The sequence below is a fragment of the Vibrio sp. YT-19(2023) genome (genome assembly GCF_033337395.1).
Map to the genome: position 1 here is coordinate 1 of NZ_JAWOQN010000028.1, position 14,599 is coordinate 14,599.

The window sequence follows — 14,599 nt, forward strand, 5'->3', positions numbered from 1 at the left end:
CTGAAACTCAGTATATTGTATAAAAGTCGCTCAACTTTAGGAGGTTTGGTTTCTCGTCTGAATTACGCAACAAAGCCGTTTATTAAGGTTTTGTTTCATTGATATAGAAAGAGAATTGAAAGGAAAAATAGCCGTGAAGACGTACTAGTCACGGCTGAAGTGTTCACTCAACGCGGCACGACGTTTAGAGGCTGCGCCGGTTTCTGAGCCCTGAACGGTATGCTCAAATCCTTTACGAATGAATCGCTGATCTGGAATAAGAGGCTCAATACGGCGTATTTGAGGTGAAAGATGAGAGCCTGAGATCTGATACGCGGTCTTTCCTAATCCGGTATTCAACGTGATGACCTTGCCATCGAATTCAAATTCCGTCGTAATAAGTCGATGGTTTCGGTATACCCCATCTTCAGTGAAAACGAGACGTTCTGTTTGGTAGGGTGGCGCGCCAATCTCAATCCATTCGCCGTACACCTTTTTCGGATCAATGTGGTCTTGATAGGATAGGTGGATTTGATAGCCAAAAAACGTCAACAGACCCATCCCGAAGCAGACAAATGTACTCTTGAAGATTTTGGATTGGTGGCGAGCCAAAAATGAAAGTTTTGGTTCTTGTCGTGCTTTTCGCCTTCGGCGAGTCGAGTCCGTCATAGATCTAATTTTCTCCACTTTTTTAACATGGTGGAAACCTTCCTTTTTAAAAACAAACAATCCCGCCATTGAGACGACGAAACTATGATCTAATGTCCACTTTTACATTCAGATACACATCTTATTGATGGTTTTGTTGTTTGCTCACATTCATTACTTCGCAGTTTTTCTTGCTCGGTTTAGGTCGCCTGATTAATCCTCGTGAAAAGAGGTTCTCGCTCAGTAGCAAAGGATGTGCGTTATTACGTTGAGTTTAATGGCTTTCAAAGCTTGAGTAACGGAAAGAAACAAGGTAAAAAAGAGCGGACTTTTGATAAGGAAACCAATAATGAATATTAAGGAAAATAGCTATTTTGCTGGTAGTGTAAAATCACTGGGCTTTAACCAGAAAGATCAGGATGTTAGCGTTGGTGTGATGCTTCCTGGTGAGTACACTTTTGGTACTCAAGCACCAGAGCGTATGACGGTTGTAAAAGGTGCGCTTGTGGTCAAGCGTGTTGGCGAGAGCGATTGGACGACTTATCAAAGTGGTGAGTTTTTTGAAGTGGAAGGTAATTCTTCATTTGAGCTTCAAGTGAAAGAAGCGACTGCGTATTTATGTGAGTACTTCTAGCGTTCATTTGTTGCTCGTCATAAAACCACCTTCGGGTGGTTTTTTCGTCTATGTGCTTCGCTTATAACGCATCTTTTTGGTTATTTGGGTATATACTTAATAAAAATGTACCCATCGACCAGGGAGGAAGTGATGGCAGTACAACGCAAGCATTCTGATCTCCCTCCTCGTTACGAGGACAAAGATCTCACCAATGAGCAAAGACAGCGCTTTACCGAAGTTGCCAATGCCGCTCATAAGAGACGTGAATTTTATCGACGTGCTCTAGGAAAGAGCTTAATGGGCAAAATGAAGGGCCGTGCGTTTAAAGATCACCCCACTCGTCAGCAAGACAAGCCGAACAGAACGTTGCAAGTAGTGTGGTTAATCGTATTCCTCGTTGTGGGGCTTTGGGTGATGCATGTGTTCGCTTAGTCATTAGCAAGCTTCTGGTACCGCTGGTGCATCAGATGTTGACTGTTCTTCCGTATTGCAGTGCTCATAAAAGGCGTACTGGTTTTTACCAGTATGTTTAGCTGCGTACATTGCTTTATCTGCACATCGAGTCAATTCAGACAAATCCTTTGCATCTTGCTTATAGATAGCAGCACCTACACTCATCGTTAACTCGTTAATCATATCGTAGCTTCGGTAACCTGTCGGAAACAGATTCACGATCCGTTTTAGGATGCTGTCGAGGTCATCTTTACTTTTTACATCGTAAAGCATGATTACAAACTCGTCGCCCGCAAATCGAGCGATGGAGTAGTCATGTTTATCGGTTTTTCTGTCTTTGTTGCGAATGTTATTTTTTAATCGAGTGGCGAAGGCTTGAAGTACTTGGTCACCAATATCGTGCCCGTAGGTGTCGTTGATGTGCTTGAAGTTATCGATATCGAGAAAGACCAATGCGGTGATGCTGTCATCAGATGAGTGCTTGATTTCATCGAGCTTTGCGCGCGCCCAAGTCTCAAAGCTCCAGCGATTGGCAAGCCCAGTGAGCTGGTCAAAATATGCTAACTCCTCAATCCCCTCACGATACAGTGTTTGAATGTAATTGAGGACTTTCGTGTAGTAATACGAGAACGTGTGACACACAAACGCGGTCGCTATCAGGGTCAGCATCAATCTCCGCTCTATGATTTCTGTGGCTGTTGGCAGTCGATCTAAAAAAGCGACCCCAAAAAAGATCAGTAAAATGTAGGTGCCACTGAACAACAGACCGACCTTAAACTCATTAATTAATACCAGAGTGGCGACAATAGGATATAGCCATAGCATCTTGCCTGACGGAGCGTCGTTATACAGAAGTAACAATAACCCTTCGAACATTAAGACAGCACTTAGCCATAAGTCGGCGTATTGATGGTGCCGCTGGACTTTTATTACATAACTGATTGCTAAGCATGCCAAGGCACACAAAGCATGGAAAAAGCTTAAACCCCAGTTATTCTCAAGTGATTGAGCAATGAAACCATAAGTTAAACAGGCAGCGGCGATACTGGAGCATAAAAAGACAATTTTCTTTTTTCTTGTTGAACGGATGTCCGCCATTTCTTCTAAGCGCGCCCCAGCCAATGTCGACATTACGTATCCTTGCTTAATTAACGTGTACGCTTATTCTAGGCGGTATTTTCGCGATAAATAGAACAACAAAGTTTCCAAATGTGATATCAGTCATTTTTAGTGCAAAGCCATCAGTGTGATTTGGTGCGAGTGTTCAAAGAGGAATGGTGGCGCATGCAGGTTTTCATGACGGTTCTTCATAGCTCTATATGGTTGGACTGATAACTCAAAGTAATGCATCTAGTTAGACGCATTTATATTGATTATCCTAATTCTGTTCGGTGCTCGTTGATTGAGAGTATTGTTCACCAATCTCTGCTCTACGTATCGTCAAGGCATATGTCGTTTCGAAAATGCATTAGAAATATTTTTCCGAAACAGGGCGAAATATTGTTGTAGTTATTACCAATATGCGACTAGAATCCGCGCTAAATCACAACCTCATATCGAGCTTCGTTCGAGTCACTATTTTTAAACTGCTTCACAAAATTGTGAGGCAGTTTTTAGTTGTAGGAAAGGTTACAAGCATGCCTAAAAGCCAAAACATCAACCAACGAATGTCCATCGTGGCATTAGCTTGGCCAATTCTTGTCGAAATTTTGCTACGGACGGCTTTAGGAACCAGTGACGTGTTCATGCTGAGTGGCTACTCAGACAAAGCCGTATCCGCTGTTGGTGTGATCACGCAGATTACCTTCTTTTTAATCATCGTTTCGACGTTTGTCAGTAGCGGTACGGGGATTTTGATTGCCCAATACAATGGCGCTGGACGCGAGCAAGAGTCAGTGAGCGTTGGTGTTGCGAGTATTGCGTTGTCTGTGCTCGTCGGTGTGCTATTGAGTGTGATTGCCGTGCTTGGTGCGATATATCTACTCCCGTATTACGGCTTGGAAGCGCAAGTCGAGCAGTACGCTCATGAATATCTGCTGATAAGCGGTGCGGTGACGTTTAACGTTACGATTGGCGTTGTTTTTACAACTATTCTGCGTAGTCATGGTTATTCACGTTCCCCAATGGTGGTGAATTTGATCTCGGGTGTGTTCAACATCATTGGTAACTATATTGCGCTTTACCAGCCATTCGGTTTACCTGTGTATGGTGTGCAAGGCGTGGCAATAGCAACCGTCGTCAGCCAAGTCATCGGTACGTTAATGTTATGGTTTATTCTCGCTCGCAGTAGCATTGAACTACCAATGTCGACTATGAAACAAGTACCGGCAGAGATTTACAAAAAAATCTTAAAAATCGGCGGTATGAACGCGGGTGAAGTGCTGTCTTACAACGTGGCGCAAATCTGCATTGTGTACTTTGTGGTGCAAATGGGGACGGCATCGTTAGCGGCTTTCACTTATGCGCAAAACATTGCCCGTTTCTCGTTTGCTTTCGCGCTGGCAATTGGTCAGGCTGCGCAAATTCAGACCGGTTACTACATCGGTAAAGGTTGGGTGAGTAGCATTTTAAAACGCGTACAAATCTACTTCTTAGTGGGGTTTGTGGCATCAACGGCGGCAACCACACTGATTTACCTGTTTAGAGAAGAGATTCTACGCGTGTTTACCGATCAACCGGAAATACTCGCATTGGCAAGCTCGTTAGTCATGGGCTCAATTTTGCTCGAAGCCGGACGTGTGTTTAACCTGATTTTTATCGCGGGGCTCAAAGGCGCGGGTGACATCAAGTTCCCAGTGCAAATGGGGATTTTGAGTATGTGGGGATTAGGCGTGCTTTTCTCTTACATCTTTGGCATCCACTTGGGTTATGGCGTTTTAGGGGCTTGGATGGCAATCGCACTCGATGAATGGGTACGTGGTATCATCATGGCAAGACGTTGGCGCTCTCAGGTGTGGACCAAGTTTAAGGTGAGCTAACGGTTTTCGGTATTGCGCATCACGCTTATTCTGTTGTTAGAAAACAAAAAAGGCACTGTTAGTCAGTGCCTTTTTGTTATTTAAAATCGGGAAGACGTTAGAATTCGCACTCAGCTTTGAACACCATGCGCTCTTTGCTGTATGGATGATCCAGCTCTAGCATCTCAGCATGCAGGTGCAAGCGATTCGCTTTTTCGCCGTATAAACCATCACCAACCATCGGCATGTTTAACCCCATGTGATGAGCACTGTGTACACGTAGTTGGTGAGTTCTCCCTGTTTTCGGATACATGTATACCTTGCTGCGTCCATCTTTGACTTCAATCAGTTGCCAGTAGGTTTCTGCATGTTTCCCGTGTTCAAAACACACCAGTTGACGTGGGCGGTCGTCGGGGTCACCACGCATTGGCAGTGAAATTTCCCCTTCAGGCTCGTTTAATACGCCTTCGAGCAGTGCCATATAACGTTTTTTTACGCCGCGAGCCATAAACTGTTTTTGCAGACTTTTGTTCGCGCGCTTGGTTAAGGCAAACACCAAAATGCCAGAGGTCGCCATGTCGAGGCGATGAATCACAAACGGCCCTTCCACATCAGGGTACATCGCTTGTAGGCGCGTATAAGCAGAGTCCTTGATAGTTTTACCAGGCACTGAAAGTAAGCCCGAGGGCTTGTTGACGACGACCATAGCGTCGTCTTGGTAGATTATCTCTAGTTCTTTGTCTTCTGCCCAATTCTCCGCCAATGGATTAGGTTCGACATCCAGCCCTTGCATCATATGGCCCAAAATCGGCTGACATTTGCTGTTGCACGATGGGTAGAATTTTTTGTGTTGGCGAACTTCAGACTTTGGCGACACACCCCACCAAAATTCTGCCAGCGCCAGCGGTTTGAATCCGTGTTTAAACGCGTATTGAAGCAGTTTTGGCGCAGCACATTCCCCCGCACCTGCCGGTGGGATTGGGTTTGTGGTGTCTGCAAAAATGTCCACCAAGTCGCGTGCTTCGCCATGGTTGTTTAGGAAGCGGTATTGTTTATGCAGTTTGTGCTGTAAAGCGTTGGAGAGCGTCTTGCGCTGCTCTTTCAGGTGAGCAAGTTGCTGCTCTAACTCGGCCAATCGTGCTTCTTTGGTTGCAAGCTTTTCATCCCACGCTTGCTTTAAGTATTTGAGAACATTTTTCTCGGCGACACTTTGCTTACCCAACTCATCCAACAAGATTTTGAGATCATCGGCATTGAGCGTTTGCTCGCCCTGTTGGCGCTGTCGTTTGCGTGCGGCGCGGCCATCAATCATCACTTGGCGCTGTGTTTGCTCCTCTTGCTGATAAGCGGCTCGGTCGGCTTGGATTTGCGCTTTAAGATCTGCCAATTCCGGATTCGCAGCACAGGTTTTGTACTCCGCATTGGCGGCGTTGATGGCATCCGTTTCTGCGCGGAAGAAGCCTTCATCGGTCAGCATGTCGTACACAGGAGGGACAAATCTTGGAATCAAGTTTTGGTCGGCAATTTTGCCAGAAAACGCACTTAAAAAGCCGAGCTCGCCTTGAGGGCTTTTTACCAGCAATACGCCAAACATTTTGCCTCGCCCCGTTTCTTCATTAACCAAACCAAAATCGTGTTCGAAGTCGGTTTGCGCTAATAAGTGCTGTTGCAATTGCTTTGCGGCCATAACGCAAAGAGGATGCGGCGTGTAGTAGAACGGAAACGTAAACTGCGTTGGTAATTCATAGTCAGAAGTATCAGCAGTAAAACGTGTAAAACAATGTTCAGGCGAGTGCATGGTGGGTATCCGCGCGAGTAAAAATTCGAGCGAGGATTGTACCTGTTTGAGTCAGGATTGCCATGTCGGTGTGTGCACTCGCTCTTGGATTAAGGACAAGAGCGAGTGGGGAAGAGTTTATTGCAGTTTTTGTAATGCAAGCTTCCACTGTGCCGGTTTGTCGTAGTAGGCCGAGTGCGGCAAGGTCAAGTACTCGCCATTTACTTCTGCAATCAGGGTTGGATAACCACCAACGTGTAACTGTCGCATCAATTGTCGGCTAGAGCGAATTCTCTCATCTAGTTCGGCTTCGCTTAACGCCATGTTTTGCTCCCACGCATCACTTGTTAAACCTAGCGATTCTGCAATGGCTTTGAGCGTCGATGCTTCATTCACTTTTAACCCGAGCTGATAATGCGCAGATTGGATGGCCTTTAGCATGTGCCATGGATTCAGCCCCATTTTCTCCGCACTCAAGATCGCTTGTGTGGGTAGATAAGAATCAAGAACAAACGCATCTTCGCTTTTCACGCGTTGCAGATATGCTTCACCAAACGTTGCTCCGGTTTCGGTTGCGATACGAGCGTCACTGTTGATGATGTGCTGACGAAATTCAGATTCAATCGCGCGTTTCTCAATCATACCGCCGGGATGAAGCTCTACCTTAAATTGAGAGGTGTCCATCAAGGCTTCGATGAGTGGTGATGCCCCGTAGCACCAACCACACATGGGATCGAAGAAGTAATGCACGATTACCATGACATTTCACCAGTATGCACTTTTGCACCGATTTCTAGCGCGATTGGCAATTGAGCTTCTGGGTATTTCGCTGACATGGTGTCAATGAGTTGAGCGCTGTTATTGCTGTGTTTTTTCGCTTGCTGAAAATCCTGCAAGTATTGTTGCGAGTAGCGAATGGTGTCTGCGTTCAGCTTTGTGCCTGCTTTCATGTGACCAGGAATGACCACTTGAGGTTTAAGCGCAAGCATCTCGCTAAGTTGCTGCTCCCAAGCATTGATGGCGGTTTGGTCAGCGGCATCTGCCATCCACAAATGTACGTTTGAGTACACGGCTACGTTACCTAGAATCGCTTTGTTATCTGGAATCCATAGGTAAGGGCGGTGTGCTGATGTGCCATGGTTACCACGAATTTCAATCTTATGACCTTCTAGCTCTAATGATGCTTTATCGTACGCGACAGGGATCACTGGTTTTACCGGTGCGTTTGCGCCAAGCTTTGGTCCCCAGTACGCCAGCTTTCCAGCCAATTTCTCTTTAATAATTTTTTGAACCGCAGGCGTTGTGATGATCTGCGCATCAGGGAACTGTTGGTGTAAGGCCTCTGCGCCAAAGTAGTAGTCTGGGTCCGCTTGGCTGATAAAAATGGTTTTAAGCGTTTTGCCTGAGTCCAGCACTTTAGCGGCAATGCGCATCGCGTCAGCTTTGGTGAAGCCAGTGTCGATAACCATGGCGTCAGTCTCACCGTATACCAAGGTTGAGTTTACGTGGAAGCTGTTACCGTCGGCGTTGTAAACCTCAAGAGTAAGGGGAGAGTGGTTTGCCGCTAGAACAGGGCTTGCCATTAAAATGGATGCAGCAATCAAAGTGAATTTTTTCATAATAAGCTCCTAAAGAATTTGGGGCCAAGCGACGATGGCTTGGGAACGGGAGCTATATTAGGAAATTGATACGCTCGGAAAAATACACAATAATGTGCATCACTATTTCTTATTTCGAGCAAATGTATGGATAGAGTAACGGCAGCAAAAGTATTTGTAGATGTGGTGTATTCTGGCAGTTTTACCGCGACCGCAGAACGGTTAGACATGTCTCGACCAATGGTAACTCGTTATGTAGAGGCGATGGAGAACTGGCTGCAAACTCGTTTATTACACCGCACCACGCGCAAGGTGTCCCTCACCACCGCAGGGGAGCGCAGCTTGCCTCAGATTGAGCGCTGGTTAAAACAGGCCGATACATTAACGTCGAACATTGCCGCTGATGGTGAGCTGTCCGGAAAAATCCGTCTTGCGTCTAGTACTTCATTTGGATTCTCACAGTTGATCCCCGTAGTAAACCGTTTTATGCAAAAGCACCCCAAAGTGCATATCGACATAGATCTGCAAGATTCAGTGAGTGATCTAACCGAACAACGTATCGATCTGGCGATCCGAATTGCGTCAGATCCCGATCCTTCTTTGATTGGTAAGCCGATTGCGGTGTGCGAATCGGTGTTGGTAGCATCACCGCAATATTTACAAACTCACCACGCGATCGCGCATCCGCGAGATTTATCTTCACACGACTGTTTGGGATACAAAAACTTTGAGCGTCACGTGTGGCATTTGTCTCAGGGCGACCAGTTCGAATCGGTGGGAATTGAGTGTCGCCTAACCAGCAATGAGGCCACGGCGTTATTGCATGGCGCTTTACAAGGCATGGGTATTTCGATGTTGCCAACTTACTTGAGCAATATCTATCTCAAATCGGGTCAGCTTGAGTCGGTGTTGCCGGATTGGAAGCCAAATGGTCTCAACATTTACGCGCTGTATTCATCACGTAAACACTTGTCTCCTGCGGTGAGAGCTTTCATCGATCACAGTGAAGATTACTTTAAACAGCATCCTTGGTAATAGCGAAAGGCGTCGTCATCCCGACTTGAGATTCATACAAGATCCTGTACCTTACATGGATATATTTTCGCAGCGTCATTTAGAGTTTTAGTTAATGTCACAAGTTCGCATCAAATTTATTGCTTCCGATATGGATGGCACATTGCTTGACCAATACGGTCGTTTGGATCCGGAGTTTTTCGATCTGTTTTTGCAACTGGAAGAGCAAGGTATTTTGTTCTCCGCTGCGTCTGGTCGTCAGTATTACAGTCTGCGAGACACGTTCGCGCCAATCAAAGACAGACTGTTGTATGTGGCTGAAAACGGCACCTTAGTGATGTACCAAGACAAAGAGCTCTACAGTTGTACCATTCCTAAAGCGGAAGTGTTGGAGATTGTGAAAGCGGCTCGTGAGATTGACGGGGCGAACATCGTATTGTGTGGCAAGCGCTCGGCGTACATCGAAACGCATGATCAGCAATCGCTGGAAGAATTTCAAAAGTACTACCACCGCTGTGAATATGTGCCGGATTTGCTTGAGGTCGAAGACGAGTTTATTAAGGTAGCAATTTGTCACTTTGACGGTTCGGAAGAGCTCCTGTTTCCGACCATGAACGCGAAGTTTGGCGCAACGCATAAAGTCGTGGTGAGTGCAAAAATCTGGCTGGATGTGATGAATGCCGAGGCCTCTAAAGGTGCGGCCATTCAGCATCTTCAAGAGACGATGAATTTTACTCCGGCAGAAACCATGACGTTTGGTGATTACCTCAATGACCTCGAAATGCTGCAAGTCAGTGAGCATTCGTACGCGGTTGCCAACGCGCACGAAGAGATTAAGAAAATTGCTCGTTATTCTGCGCCAAGCAACCAAGAGGCTGGGGTACTCAAAGTGATTAAAGAGAAAGTGTTAGCGAAGTAACGCTCATTTTTCGATGTTATTTTCTTCTTCACGTAAAAAGCCCCGCATACACTGCGGGGCTTTGTTTTTTTGGGGGGAGTAAGGTTCCCGTTTTAGCGTACGTACTTGGCGGTTGCGCTGACTAAAAAGTGTTGCAATTTCCCGTCTGATTTTGGCACCCACAAGTCGTTATGATAATGGTAAATACGGCCATTTATGGTCACAGACAAGGTATTATCACCCGTTTGTTCCATGCGAATAAACTGATCCGAAGTGACCAAAAACGGCTCTTGCTCTTCAATGCTCTGGCCCGTTGCCAATACGAAGTAGCCGAATCGGTTGCCAGCATCCGGATCGGTTGAGTAGATTCGATGCCCAACTAGGCTGTAGTCGTCGTTGAGTGCCTGCTCAAGCGTTTTTTGCCCGATGGTTTCGTGCGATGGAATAAATACCCAAGCCAACACACCTGCCGCAATGACTGCCAGTAGAAGCAGTACTTGCATGAACTTTCTCATCATATATACCGTTTAACGTTGAAATTTCATTTTGTACATGCGCTTATCCGCTATGCTGATAAGAAAGTCAACATTGTCACTGTCTTTAGGGTATTGCGCTAAGCCCATGCTCGTTGAAAGTGTTGAGACTTTATCGGAGTTTAATATTTGTGCATCAAAGACGGTATTTATCTGCTCACGTACGTTCTCTTCATTGAGATGTTCACCTTCAAGTATAACCGCGAACTCATCTCCTCCCATGCGATAAACAGTAAAATCATTGAGTGTCATAGAATTAAGCCGCCTAGCGATTTCCCGCAGTACAGTGTCGCCAACTTGGTGTCCGTGTGTGTCGTTGACTTCTTTAAAACCATTTAAATCTAGAATCCAGAGAGAAAAGGGCCTTTTTTCTTGAGTAAATTTGTTTAGGGTAATGAATAGTGCATTGCGGTTCCCTAGGTTCGTCAAAGGGTCGCTTAGCGCCAATTTTCTATGAAAATGGGATTCACGATAAAAGAAATAAGTTAGAGAGATAATCGACAAAACGAACGTCGCAAACAACATATATTGTGCTTGCATTAAGCGCTGGGTTTGACCTTTTTGTGCTTCATAAGCTTTACTACTTAGACGGAAGTTTTGATTAACGAAGTCTATTAAGCCTAAATATAGTGTTTGAGTTGAACGATAAAATGCAGCAGCAGCTTGGCTATCACCTGTTCTAGCTTCTACTAGTTGTTTTTCTAGCTCTTTGAACTCTTCAAAAAGGTTAATGAAGTAAAGGTGCATGTTGTTCCGAGAAAAGAACTTATTGGCTTTCGTGCTACTGGTCAATAAGTCAAAGCGACTCCACGCTAACTCGTATTGAAGCTCTGCACCGTTAATATTCAATACGTTTTCATCTAACCGTCTGGCCTCGCCGACAAGTTCTGATAGTTCTTTGGAGAGTTGGAATAAAAACCAAGTCGCTTGTTTTTGTTCGTTATTAAAATTTTGTGAGAGTGAATGTGTTTGCTGTAAAAGCACGACATTCGCGAGAAGCAAAGAAACGGCAAACACCACCAGCAGCATTTTGCTGGTGGTAGAATATTGCAATATTCTTTGTTTCTTAGAATAGGGTTCTGATAACTTCATTCTTATTATTTTTCTTTTATTTCATTTACTTGCCATACCATTTGCGCATGATATTTATTGTAGTTTAGCTCTGGATAGAGATTGAGTGGATATATCACCCAGAAAGGGCCTTTATTCCTGACTTTTATGTAGTTCTGATCTTGTTGATAAGCCAGTATTGGTTGATATCGAAGAATATCTTGTCGGGACAATGTCGAGTGGTAGTCGTTTAAGCTGCTGATATCAACCTGCTCTGGTACCTTTCCGTAGACGTGTGTAAGAAGCGTGCTGAGTTTAACGCCTAAAAACTCTGACGAGGCAGGAAGCCAAGGCAATGTCATCGTGTAGCTAGTGGCAGGTAAAGCTTGGATCTCTTCCAGTTCCAGTATGACACTAGGCTGTTGGCTACTACTAAATACGATCGTATTTGCAGACAAGAATGGCGCAACAAAAAACAGACCTAGCGCGACTATCTTTTTCATCATATGCCCTTTTGAGTTTTATTCTTTTTTCTTAGCTAGGACAAAGGTGCTAGCGGTAATTTATTTATAATTATAGAGCCAACCGGATGAGATTTTATAATACGTTATGTTTCAAAAATAACTGTCGGTTTACGTCACGTCAAGGTTATTAAGTTGCTTCTTAATTAAAAGCTCAGAGTATTGGGATGATGGTAGAGTTTCGTAATGATTTCGCGGTATTTAATTGGTTTTTAGTGCAACTTTGTTTCATTTTTAATAAAGATACTGTGTCGGAAATGAGAATTTAATAAGGCGAGAAATGGACGTCGAATTTGTTCTTAAGTTACATTATTTTACATATTTAAATCATCGATATTCAGATATGTATTTGTTAGTACGTAAAGAAAATAAAGTCACCTAGTTTTGGTGACTTTATTTTTTATTTCATGAGCTTACTTAATTTAACTATGCAAACAAATATTTTGCATGGAAGTTGAGGTGCTCTTCAATAAAGCTTGAGATGAAGTAATAGCTATGGTCATAGCCTGGTTGCATTCTCAAGGTCAGGTTTGAATCGTGTATTTTTGCCGCAGCAATCAGCGCTTCCGGTCTAAGCTGCTCATTTAAGAAGCCATCAGCATCACCTTGATCAACCAAAATTGGTAATGGTGATTGTTGTTGTTTTAGAAGTTCACTTGCATCGTATTGCTTCCAGCTTTCAAGCTCCTTGCCTAAGTAAGCAGTAAAGGCTTTTTGTCCCCAAGGGCATTGCATTGGGTTACTGATTGGACTGAACGCTGAAATAGAACGGTACTGTTCTGAATTTTTCAGACCAATGGTGAGCGCTCCGTGGCCGCCCATACTGTGACCGGAAATTGACTTCACGTCAGAGACTGGGAAGTTACTTTCGATGATCGCAGGCAACTCCTCAGTCACATAGTCGTACATACAGTAATGCAGTGACCAAGGTGCTTGCGTCGCATTAAGGTAAAAGCCAGCTCCTTTTCCTAGGTCATAGCTTTCGTCGTCAGCGATACCTTCGCCTCTCGGACTTGTGTCTGGTGCAATGATCGCAATGCCAAGCTCGGCCGCCATACGAAATGCGCCCGCTTTCTGCATAAAGTTTTCATCGGTACACGTTAAACCAGAGAGCCAGTATAGCGCGGGTACGGGATTCGATTTCGTTGCGTTAGGTGGCAAGAATATCGCGAAGCGCATGGTGCAGTTTAGGGCATTGGATTCGTGTGTATATTGCTTGTGCCAACCGCCAAACACTTTGGCTTGGCTTACATTTTCAATGGTCATGAATAAACTCTCTAATTAGCAGAAGGAATTCAGGCTCCCCAAAAGGAGAGCCTGAGGCAGCATTATTGATCCATATGGATAACTGTTCGGATGCTCTTACCTTCATGCATCAGATCAAACGCTTTGTTGACGTCTGCTAATCCCATTGTGTGGGTAATGAACTCCTGTAAGCCGAATTCACCAGCCATGTAACGGTTTACGATTTCTGGAAGCTCAGAGCGACCTTTAACGCCACCGAAAGCGCTGCCACGCCATACACGACCAGTTACCAGTTGGAATGGACGAGTTGAGATCTCTTGACCTGCACCAGCAACACCAATGATGACTGACTCACCCCAACCTTTGTGACAGCACTCAAGTGCTTGGCGCATCACGTTTACGTTACCGATACATTCGAATGAGTAGTCAACACCACCGTCTGTCATTTCAACAATCACTTCTTGAATTGGCTTGTCGAATTTTTGTGGGTTGATGCAATCAGTTGCACCAAGTTGTTTCGCTAGGTCGAATTTGCTTTCGTTGATGTCTACACCGATGATGCGGCTGGCACCAGCCATGCGAGCACCGATGATTGCAGAAAGACCGATACCGCCGAGACCAAAGATTGCCACTGTGTCGCCTTTTTCAACTTTAGCTGTGTTTAATACCGCACCCATACCAGTGGTTACGCCACAACCTAGAAGACAAACTTCTTCAAGTGGTGCTTCTTTGTTTACTTTCGCTAGTGAGATTTCTGGAAGAACCGTGTACTCAGAGAAAGTAGAACAACCCATGTAGTGGAAGATAGTTTCGCCGTTGATAGAGAATCGGCTTGTGCCATCTGGCATTAGGCCTTTACCTTGCGTTTCACGAACGGCCTGACATAGGTTCGTTTTGCCAGATTTACAGAACTTACACTCACCACATTCAGCAGTGTAAAGTGGGATAACGTGGTCGCCAACTTCAACGCTTGTTACGCCTTCGCCAACCATTTCAACGATACCGCCACCTTCGTGACCAAGGATTGAAGGGAAGATACCTTCTGGATCGTCACCTGATAGTGTGAATGCGTCAGTGTGACAAACACCAGTTGCTACGATGCGTACTAGCACTTCGCCGGCTTTTGGAAGTTGTACATCCACTTCTTCCATTTTAAGCGGCTCACCTGCAGCCCAAGCGACCATTGCTTTTGATTTTATGTGAGTTTGACCAGGTTTGATTTCAAGCGACATTGGATGTTTCCTTTATATTTTCAGTATATGGAGTGACGTAATAAGCGTAGTTAAGGTTTGCTTACCGCGCTTCGTCGT

At 44.9% G+C, this 14,599-nt stretch carries 15 protein-coding genes; 5 read left to right on the top strand and 10 right to left on the bottom strand.

Translation table 11 applies throughout. The features are described 5' to 3' along the window. Positions 1–144: 144 nt before the first annotated feature. Positions 145–648, bottom strand: coding sequence for a DUF2850 domain-containing protein (locus R7E78_RS18325; protein WP_171344999.1), 504 nt, complete (start codon positions 646–648; stop codon positions 145–147). Between the two features lie 328 nt (positions 649–976). Here R7E78_RS18325 and R7E78_RS18330 point away from each other — a divergent pair, with 328 nt between their 5' ends. Together R7E78_RS18330 and R7E78_RS18335 are read left to right on the top strand one after the other, a co-directional pair. Beyond that, positions 977–1,261, top strand: coding sequence for a pyrimidine/purine nucleoside phosphorylase (locus R7E78_RS18330; RefSeq protein WP_005383244.1), 285 nt, complete (start codon positions 977–979; stop codon positions 1,259–1,261). A gap of 132 nt (positions 1,262–1,393) precedes the next feature. Beyond that, the gene (locus R7E78_RS18335) at positions 1,394–1,675 is read left to right on the top strand and encodes a hypothetical protein (protein WP_005374405.1); all 282 of its coding nucleotides are present in this window, start codon (positions 1,394–1,396) and stop codon (positions 1,673–1,675) included. Between the two features lie 3 nt (positions 1,676–1,678). Here the strand turns inward: R7E78_RS18335 and R7E78_RS18340 are convergent, their stop codons facing one another. Continuing rightward, a complete protein-coding gene (locus tag R7E78_RS18340) occupies positions 1,679–2,827 on the bottom strand; it encodes a GGDEF domain-containing protein (RefSeq protein ID WP_054700526.1) in 1,149 nt (382 codons plus the stop codon). Positions 2,828–3,333: 506 nt separating this feature from the next. Between R7E78_RS18340 and R7E78_RS18345 the strand changes: the two genes are divergently transcribed. Continuing rightward, positions 3,334–4,674 carry an MATE family efflux transporter gene (locus tag R7E78_RS18345; protein ID WP_318058120.1) on the top strand — a complete coding sequence of 447 codons (1,341 nt, stop codon included), beginning with the start codon at positions 3,334–3,336 and terminating at the stop codon, positions 4,672–4,674. A gap of 97 nt (positions 4,675–4,771) precedes the next feature. Here R7E78_RS18345 and R7E78_RS18350 read toward each other — a convergent pair whose 3' ends face one another. From R7E78_RS18350 to R7E78_RS18360, 3 genes are all read right to left on the bottom strand, one after another. Further along, entirely contained in the window at positions 4,772–6,451 is a 1,680-nt protein-coding gene (locus R7E78_RS18350) for an RluA family pseudouridine synthase (protein WP_132936196.1), read from the bottom strand. Between the two features lie 117 nt (positions 6,452–6,568). Continuing rightward, on the bottom strand, positions 6,569–7,189 hold the full coding sequence (locus R7E78_RS18355; protein WP_132936195.1) for a DsbA family protein: 621 nt from the start codon (positions 7,187–7,189) through the stop codon (positions 6,569–6,571). Further along, entirely contained in the window at positions 7,183–8,049 is an 867-nt protein-coding gene (locus tag R7E78_RS18360; protein ID WP_006740944.1) for an MBL fold metallo-hydrolase, read from the bottom strand. The genes R7E78_RS18355 and R7E78_RS18360 overlap by 7 nt, the downstream gene beginning before the upstream one ends. Before the next feature lie 126 nt (positions 8,050–8,175). On the opposite strand from R7E78_RS18360, the gene R7E78_RS18365 reads away from it, so the two are divergent. Together R7E78_RS18365 and R7E78_RS18370 are read left to right on the top strand one after the other, a co-directional pair. Beyond that, positions 8,176–9,063, top strand: coding sequence for a LysR family transcriptional regulator (locus R7E78_RS18365; RefSeq protein ID WP_054702100.1), 888 nt, complete (start codon positions 8,176–8,178; stop codon positions 9,061–9,063). Positions 9,064–9,157: 94 nt separating this feature from the next. Continuing rightward, the gene (locus R7E78_RS18370) at positions 9,158–9,961 is read left to right on the top strand and encodes a Cof-type HAD-IIB family hydrolase (RefSeq protein WP_053303993.1); all 804 of its coding nucleotides are present in this window, start codon (positions 9,158–9,160) and stop codon (positions 9,959–9,961) included. A gap of 92 nt (positions 9,962–10,053) precedes the next feature. On the opposite strand, the gene R7E78_RS18375 is transcribed toward R7E78_RS18370, so the two are convergent. The 5 genes from R7E78_RS18375 to R7E78_RS18395 all read right to left on the bottom strand — a co-directional run bounded on the left by R7E78_RS18375 (position 10,054) and on the right by R7E78_RS18395 (position 14,521). After that, positions 10,054–10,443, bottom strand: coding sequence for a hypothetical protein (locus R7E78_RS18375; protein ID WP_017633832.1), 390 nt, complete (start codon positions 10,441–10,443; stop codon positions 10,054–10,056). Between the two features lie 24 nt (positions 10,444–10,467). Further along, on the bottom strand, positions 10,468–11,565 hold the full coding sequence (locus R7E78_RS18380) for a GGDEF domain-containing protein (protein ID WP_318058121.1): 1,098 nt from the start codon (positions 11,563–11,565) through the stop codon (positions 10,468–10,470). A gap of 5 nt (positions 11,566–11,570) precedes the next feature. Beyond that, positions 11,571–12,026, bottom strand: coding sequence for an oxidoreductase (locus tag R7E78_RS18385; protein WP_158173505.1), 456 nt, complete (start codon positions 12,024–12,026; stop codon positions 11,571–11,573). A 444-nt stretch (positions 12,027–12,470) separates the two neighbouring features. Beyond that, complete coding sequence (fghA, locus tag R7E78_RS18390; RefSeq protein WP_005374382.1) at positions 12,471–13,310, bottom strand: S-formylglutathione hydrolase; 840 nt, start codon at positions 13,308–13,310, stop codon at positions 12,471–12,473. Between the two features lie 62 nt (positions 13,311–13,372). Beyond that, positions 13,373–14,521 (bottom strand): S-(hydroxymethyl)glutathione dehydrogenase/class III alcohol dehydrogenase, encoded by a 1,149-nt coding sequence (locus tag R7E78_RS18395; RefSeq protein ID WP_017821027.1) that lies wholly within the window; start codon positions 14,519–14,521, stop codon positions 13,373–13,375. Positions 14,522–14,599 lie beyond the last annotated feature (78 nt).

Excerpts from the sequence above, each read along its gene's own strand:
- R7E78_RS18325 (WP_171344999.1), bottom strand. The coding sequence starts at position 648 with ATGACGGACTCGACTCGCCGAAGGCGAAAAGCACGACAAGAACCAAAA.
- R7E78_RS18330 (WP_005383244.1), top strand. The coding sequence starts at position 977 with ATGAATATTAAGGAAAATAGCTATTTTGCTGGTAGTGTAAAATCACTG.
- R7E78_RS18335 (WP_005374405.1), top strand. The coding sequence starts at position 1,394 with ATGGCAGTACAACGCAAGCATTCTGATCTCCCTCCTCGTTACGAGGAC.
- R7E78_RS18340 (WP_054700526.1), bottom strand. The coding sequence starts at position 2,827 with ATGTCGACATTGGCTGGGGCGCGCTTAGAAGAAATGGCGGACATCCGT.
- R7E78_RS18345 (WP_318058120.1), top strand. The coding sequence starts at position 3,334 with ATGCCTAAAAGCCAAAACATCAACCAACGAATGTCCATCGTGGCATTA.
- R7E78_RS18350 (WP_132936196.1), bottom strand. The coding sequence starts at position 6,451 with ATGCACTCGCCTGAACATTGTTTTACACGTTTTACTGCTGATACTTCT.
- R7E78_RS18355 (WP_132936195.1), bottom strand. The coding sequence starts at position 7,189 with ATGGTAATCGTGCATTACTTCTTCGATCCCATGTGTGGTTGGTGCTAC.
- R7E78_RS18360 (WP_006740944.1), bottom strand. The coding sequence starts at position 8,049 with ATGAAAAAATTCACTTTGATTGCTGCATCCATTTTAATGGCAAGCCCT.
- R7E78_RS18365 (WP_054702100.1), top strand. The coding sequence starts at position 8,176 with ATGGATAGAGTAACGGCAGCAAAAGTATTTGTAGATGTGGTGTATTCT.
- R7E78_RS18370 (WP_053303993.1), top strand. The coding sequence starts at position 9,158 with ATGTCACAAGTTCGCATCAAATTTATTGCTTCCGATATGGATGGCACA.
- R7E78_RS18375 (WP_017633832.1), bottom strand. The coding sequence starts at position 10,443 with ATGCAAGTACTGCTTCTACTGGCAGTCATTGCGGCAGGTGTGTTGGCT.
- R7E78_RS18380 (WP_318058121.1), bottom strand. The coding sequence starts at position 11,565 with ATGAAGTTATCAGAACCCTATTCTAAGAAACAAAGAATATTGCAATAT.
- R7E78_RS18385 (WP_158173505.1), bottom strand. The coding sequence starts at position 12,026 with ATGAAAAAGATAGTCGCGCTAGGTCTGTTTTTTGTTGCGCCATTCTTG.
- fghA (WP_005374382.1), bottom strand. The coding sequence starts at position 13,310 with ATGACCATTGAAAATGTAAGCCAAGCCAAAGTGTTTGGCGGTTGGCAC.
- R7E78_RS18395 (WP_017821027.1), bottom strand. The coding sequence starts at position 14,521 with ATGTCGCTTGAAATCAAACCTGGTCAAACTCACATAAAATCAAAAGCA.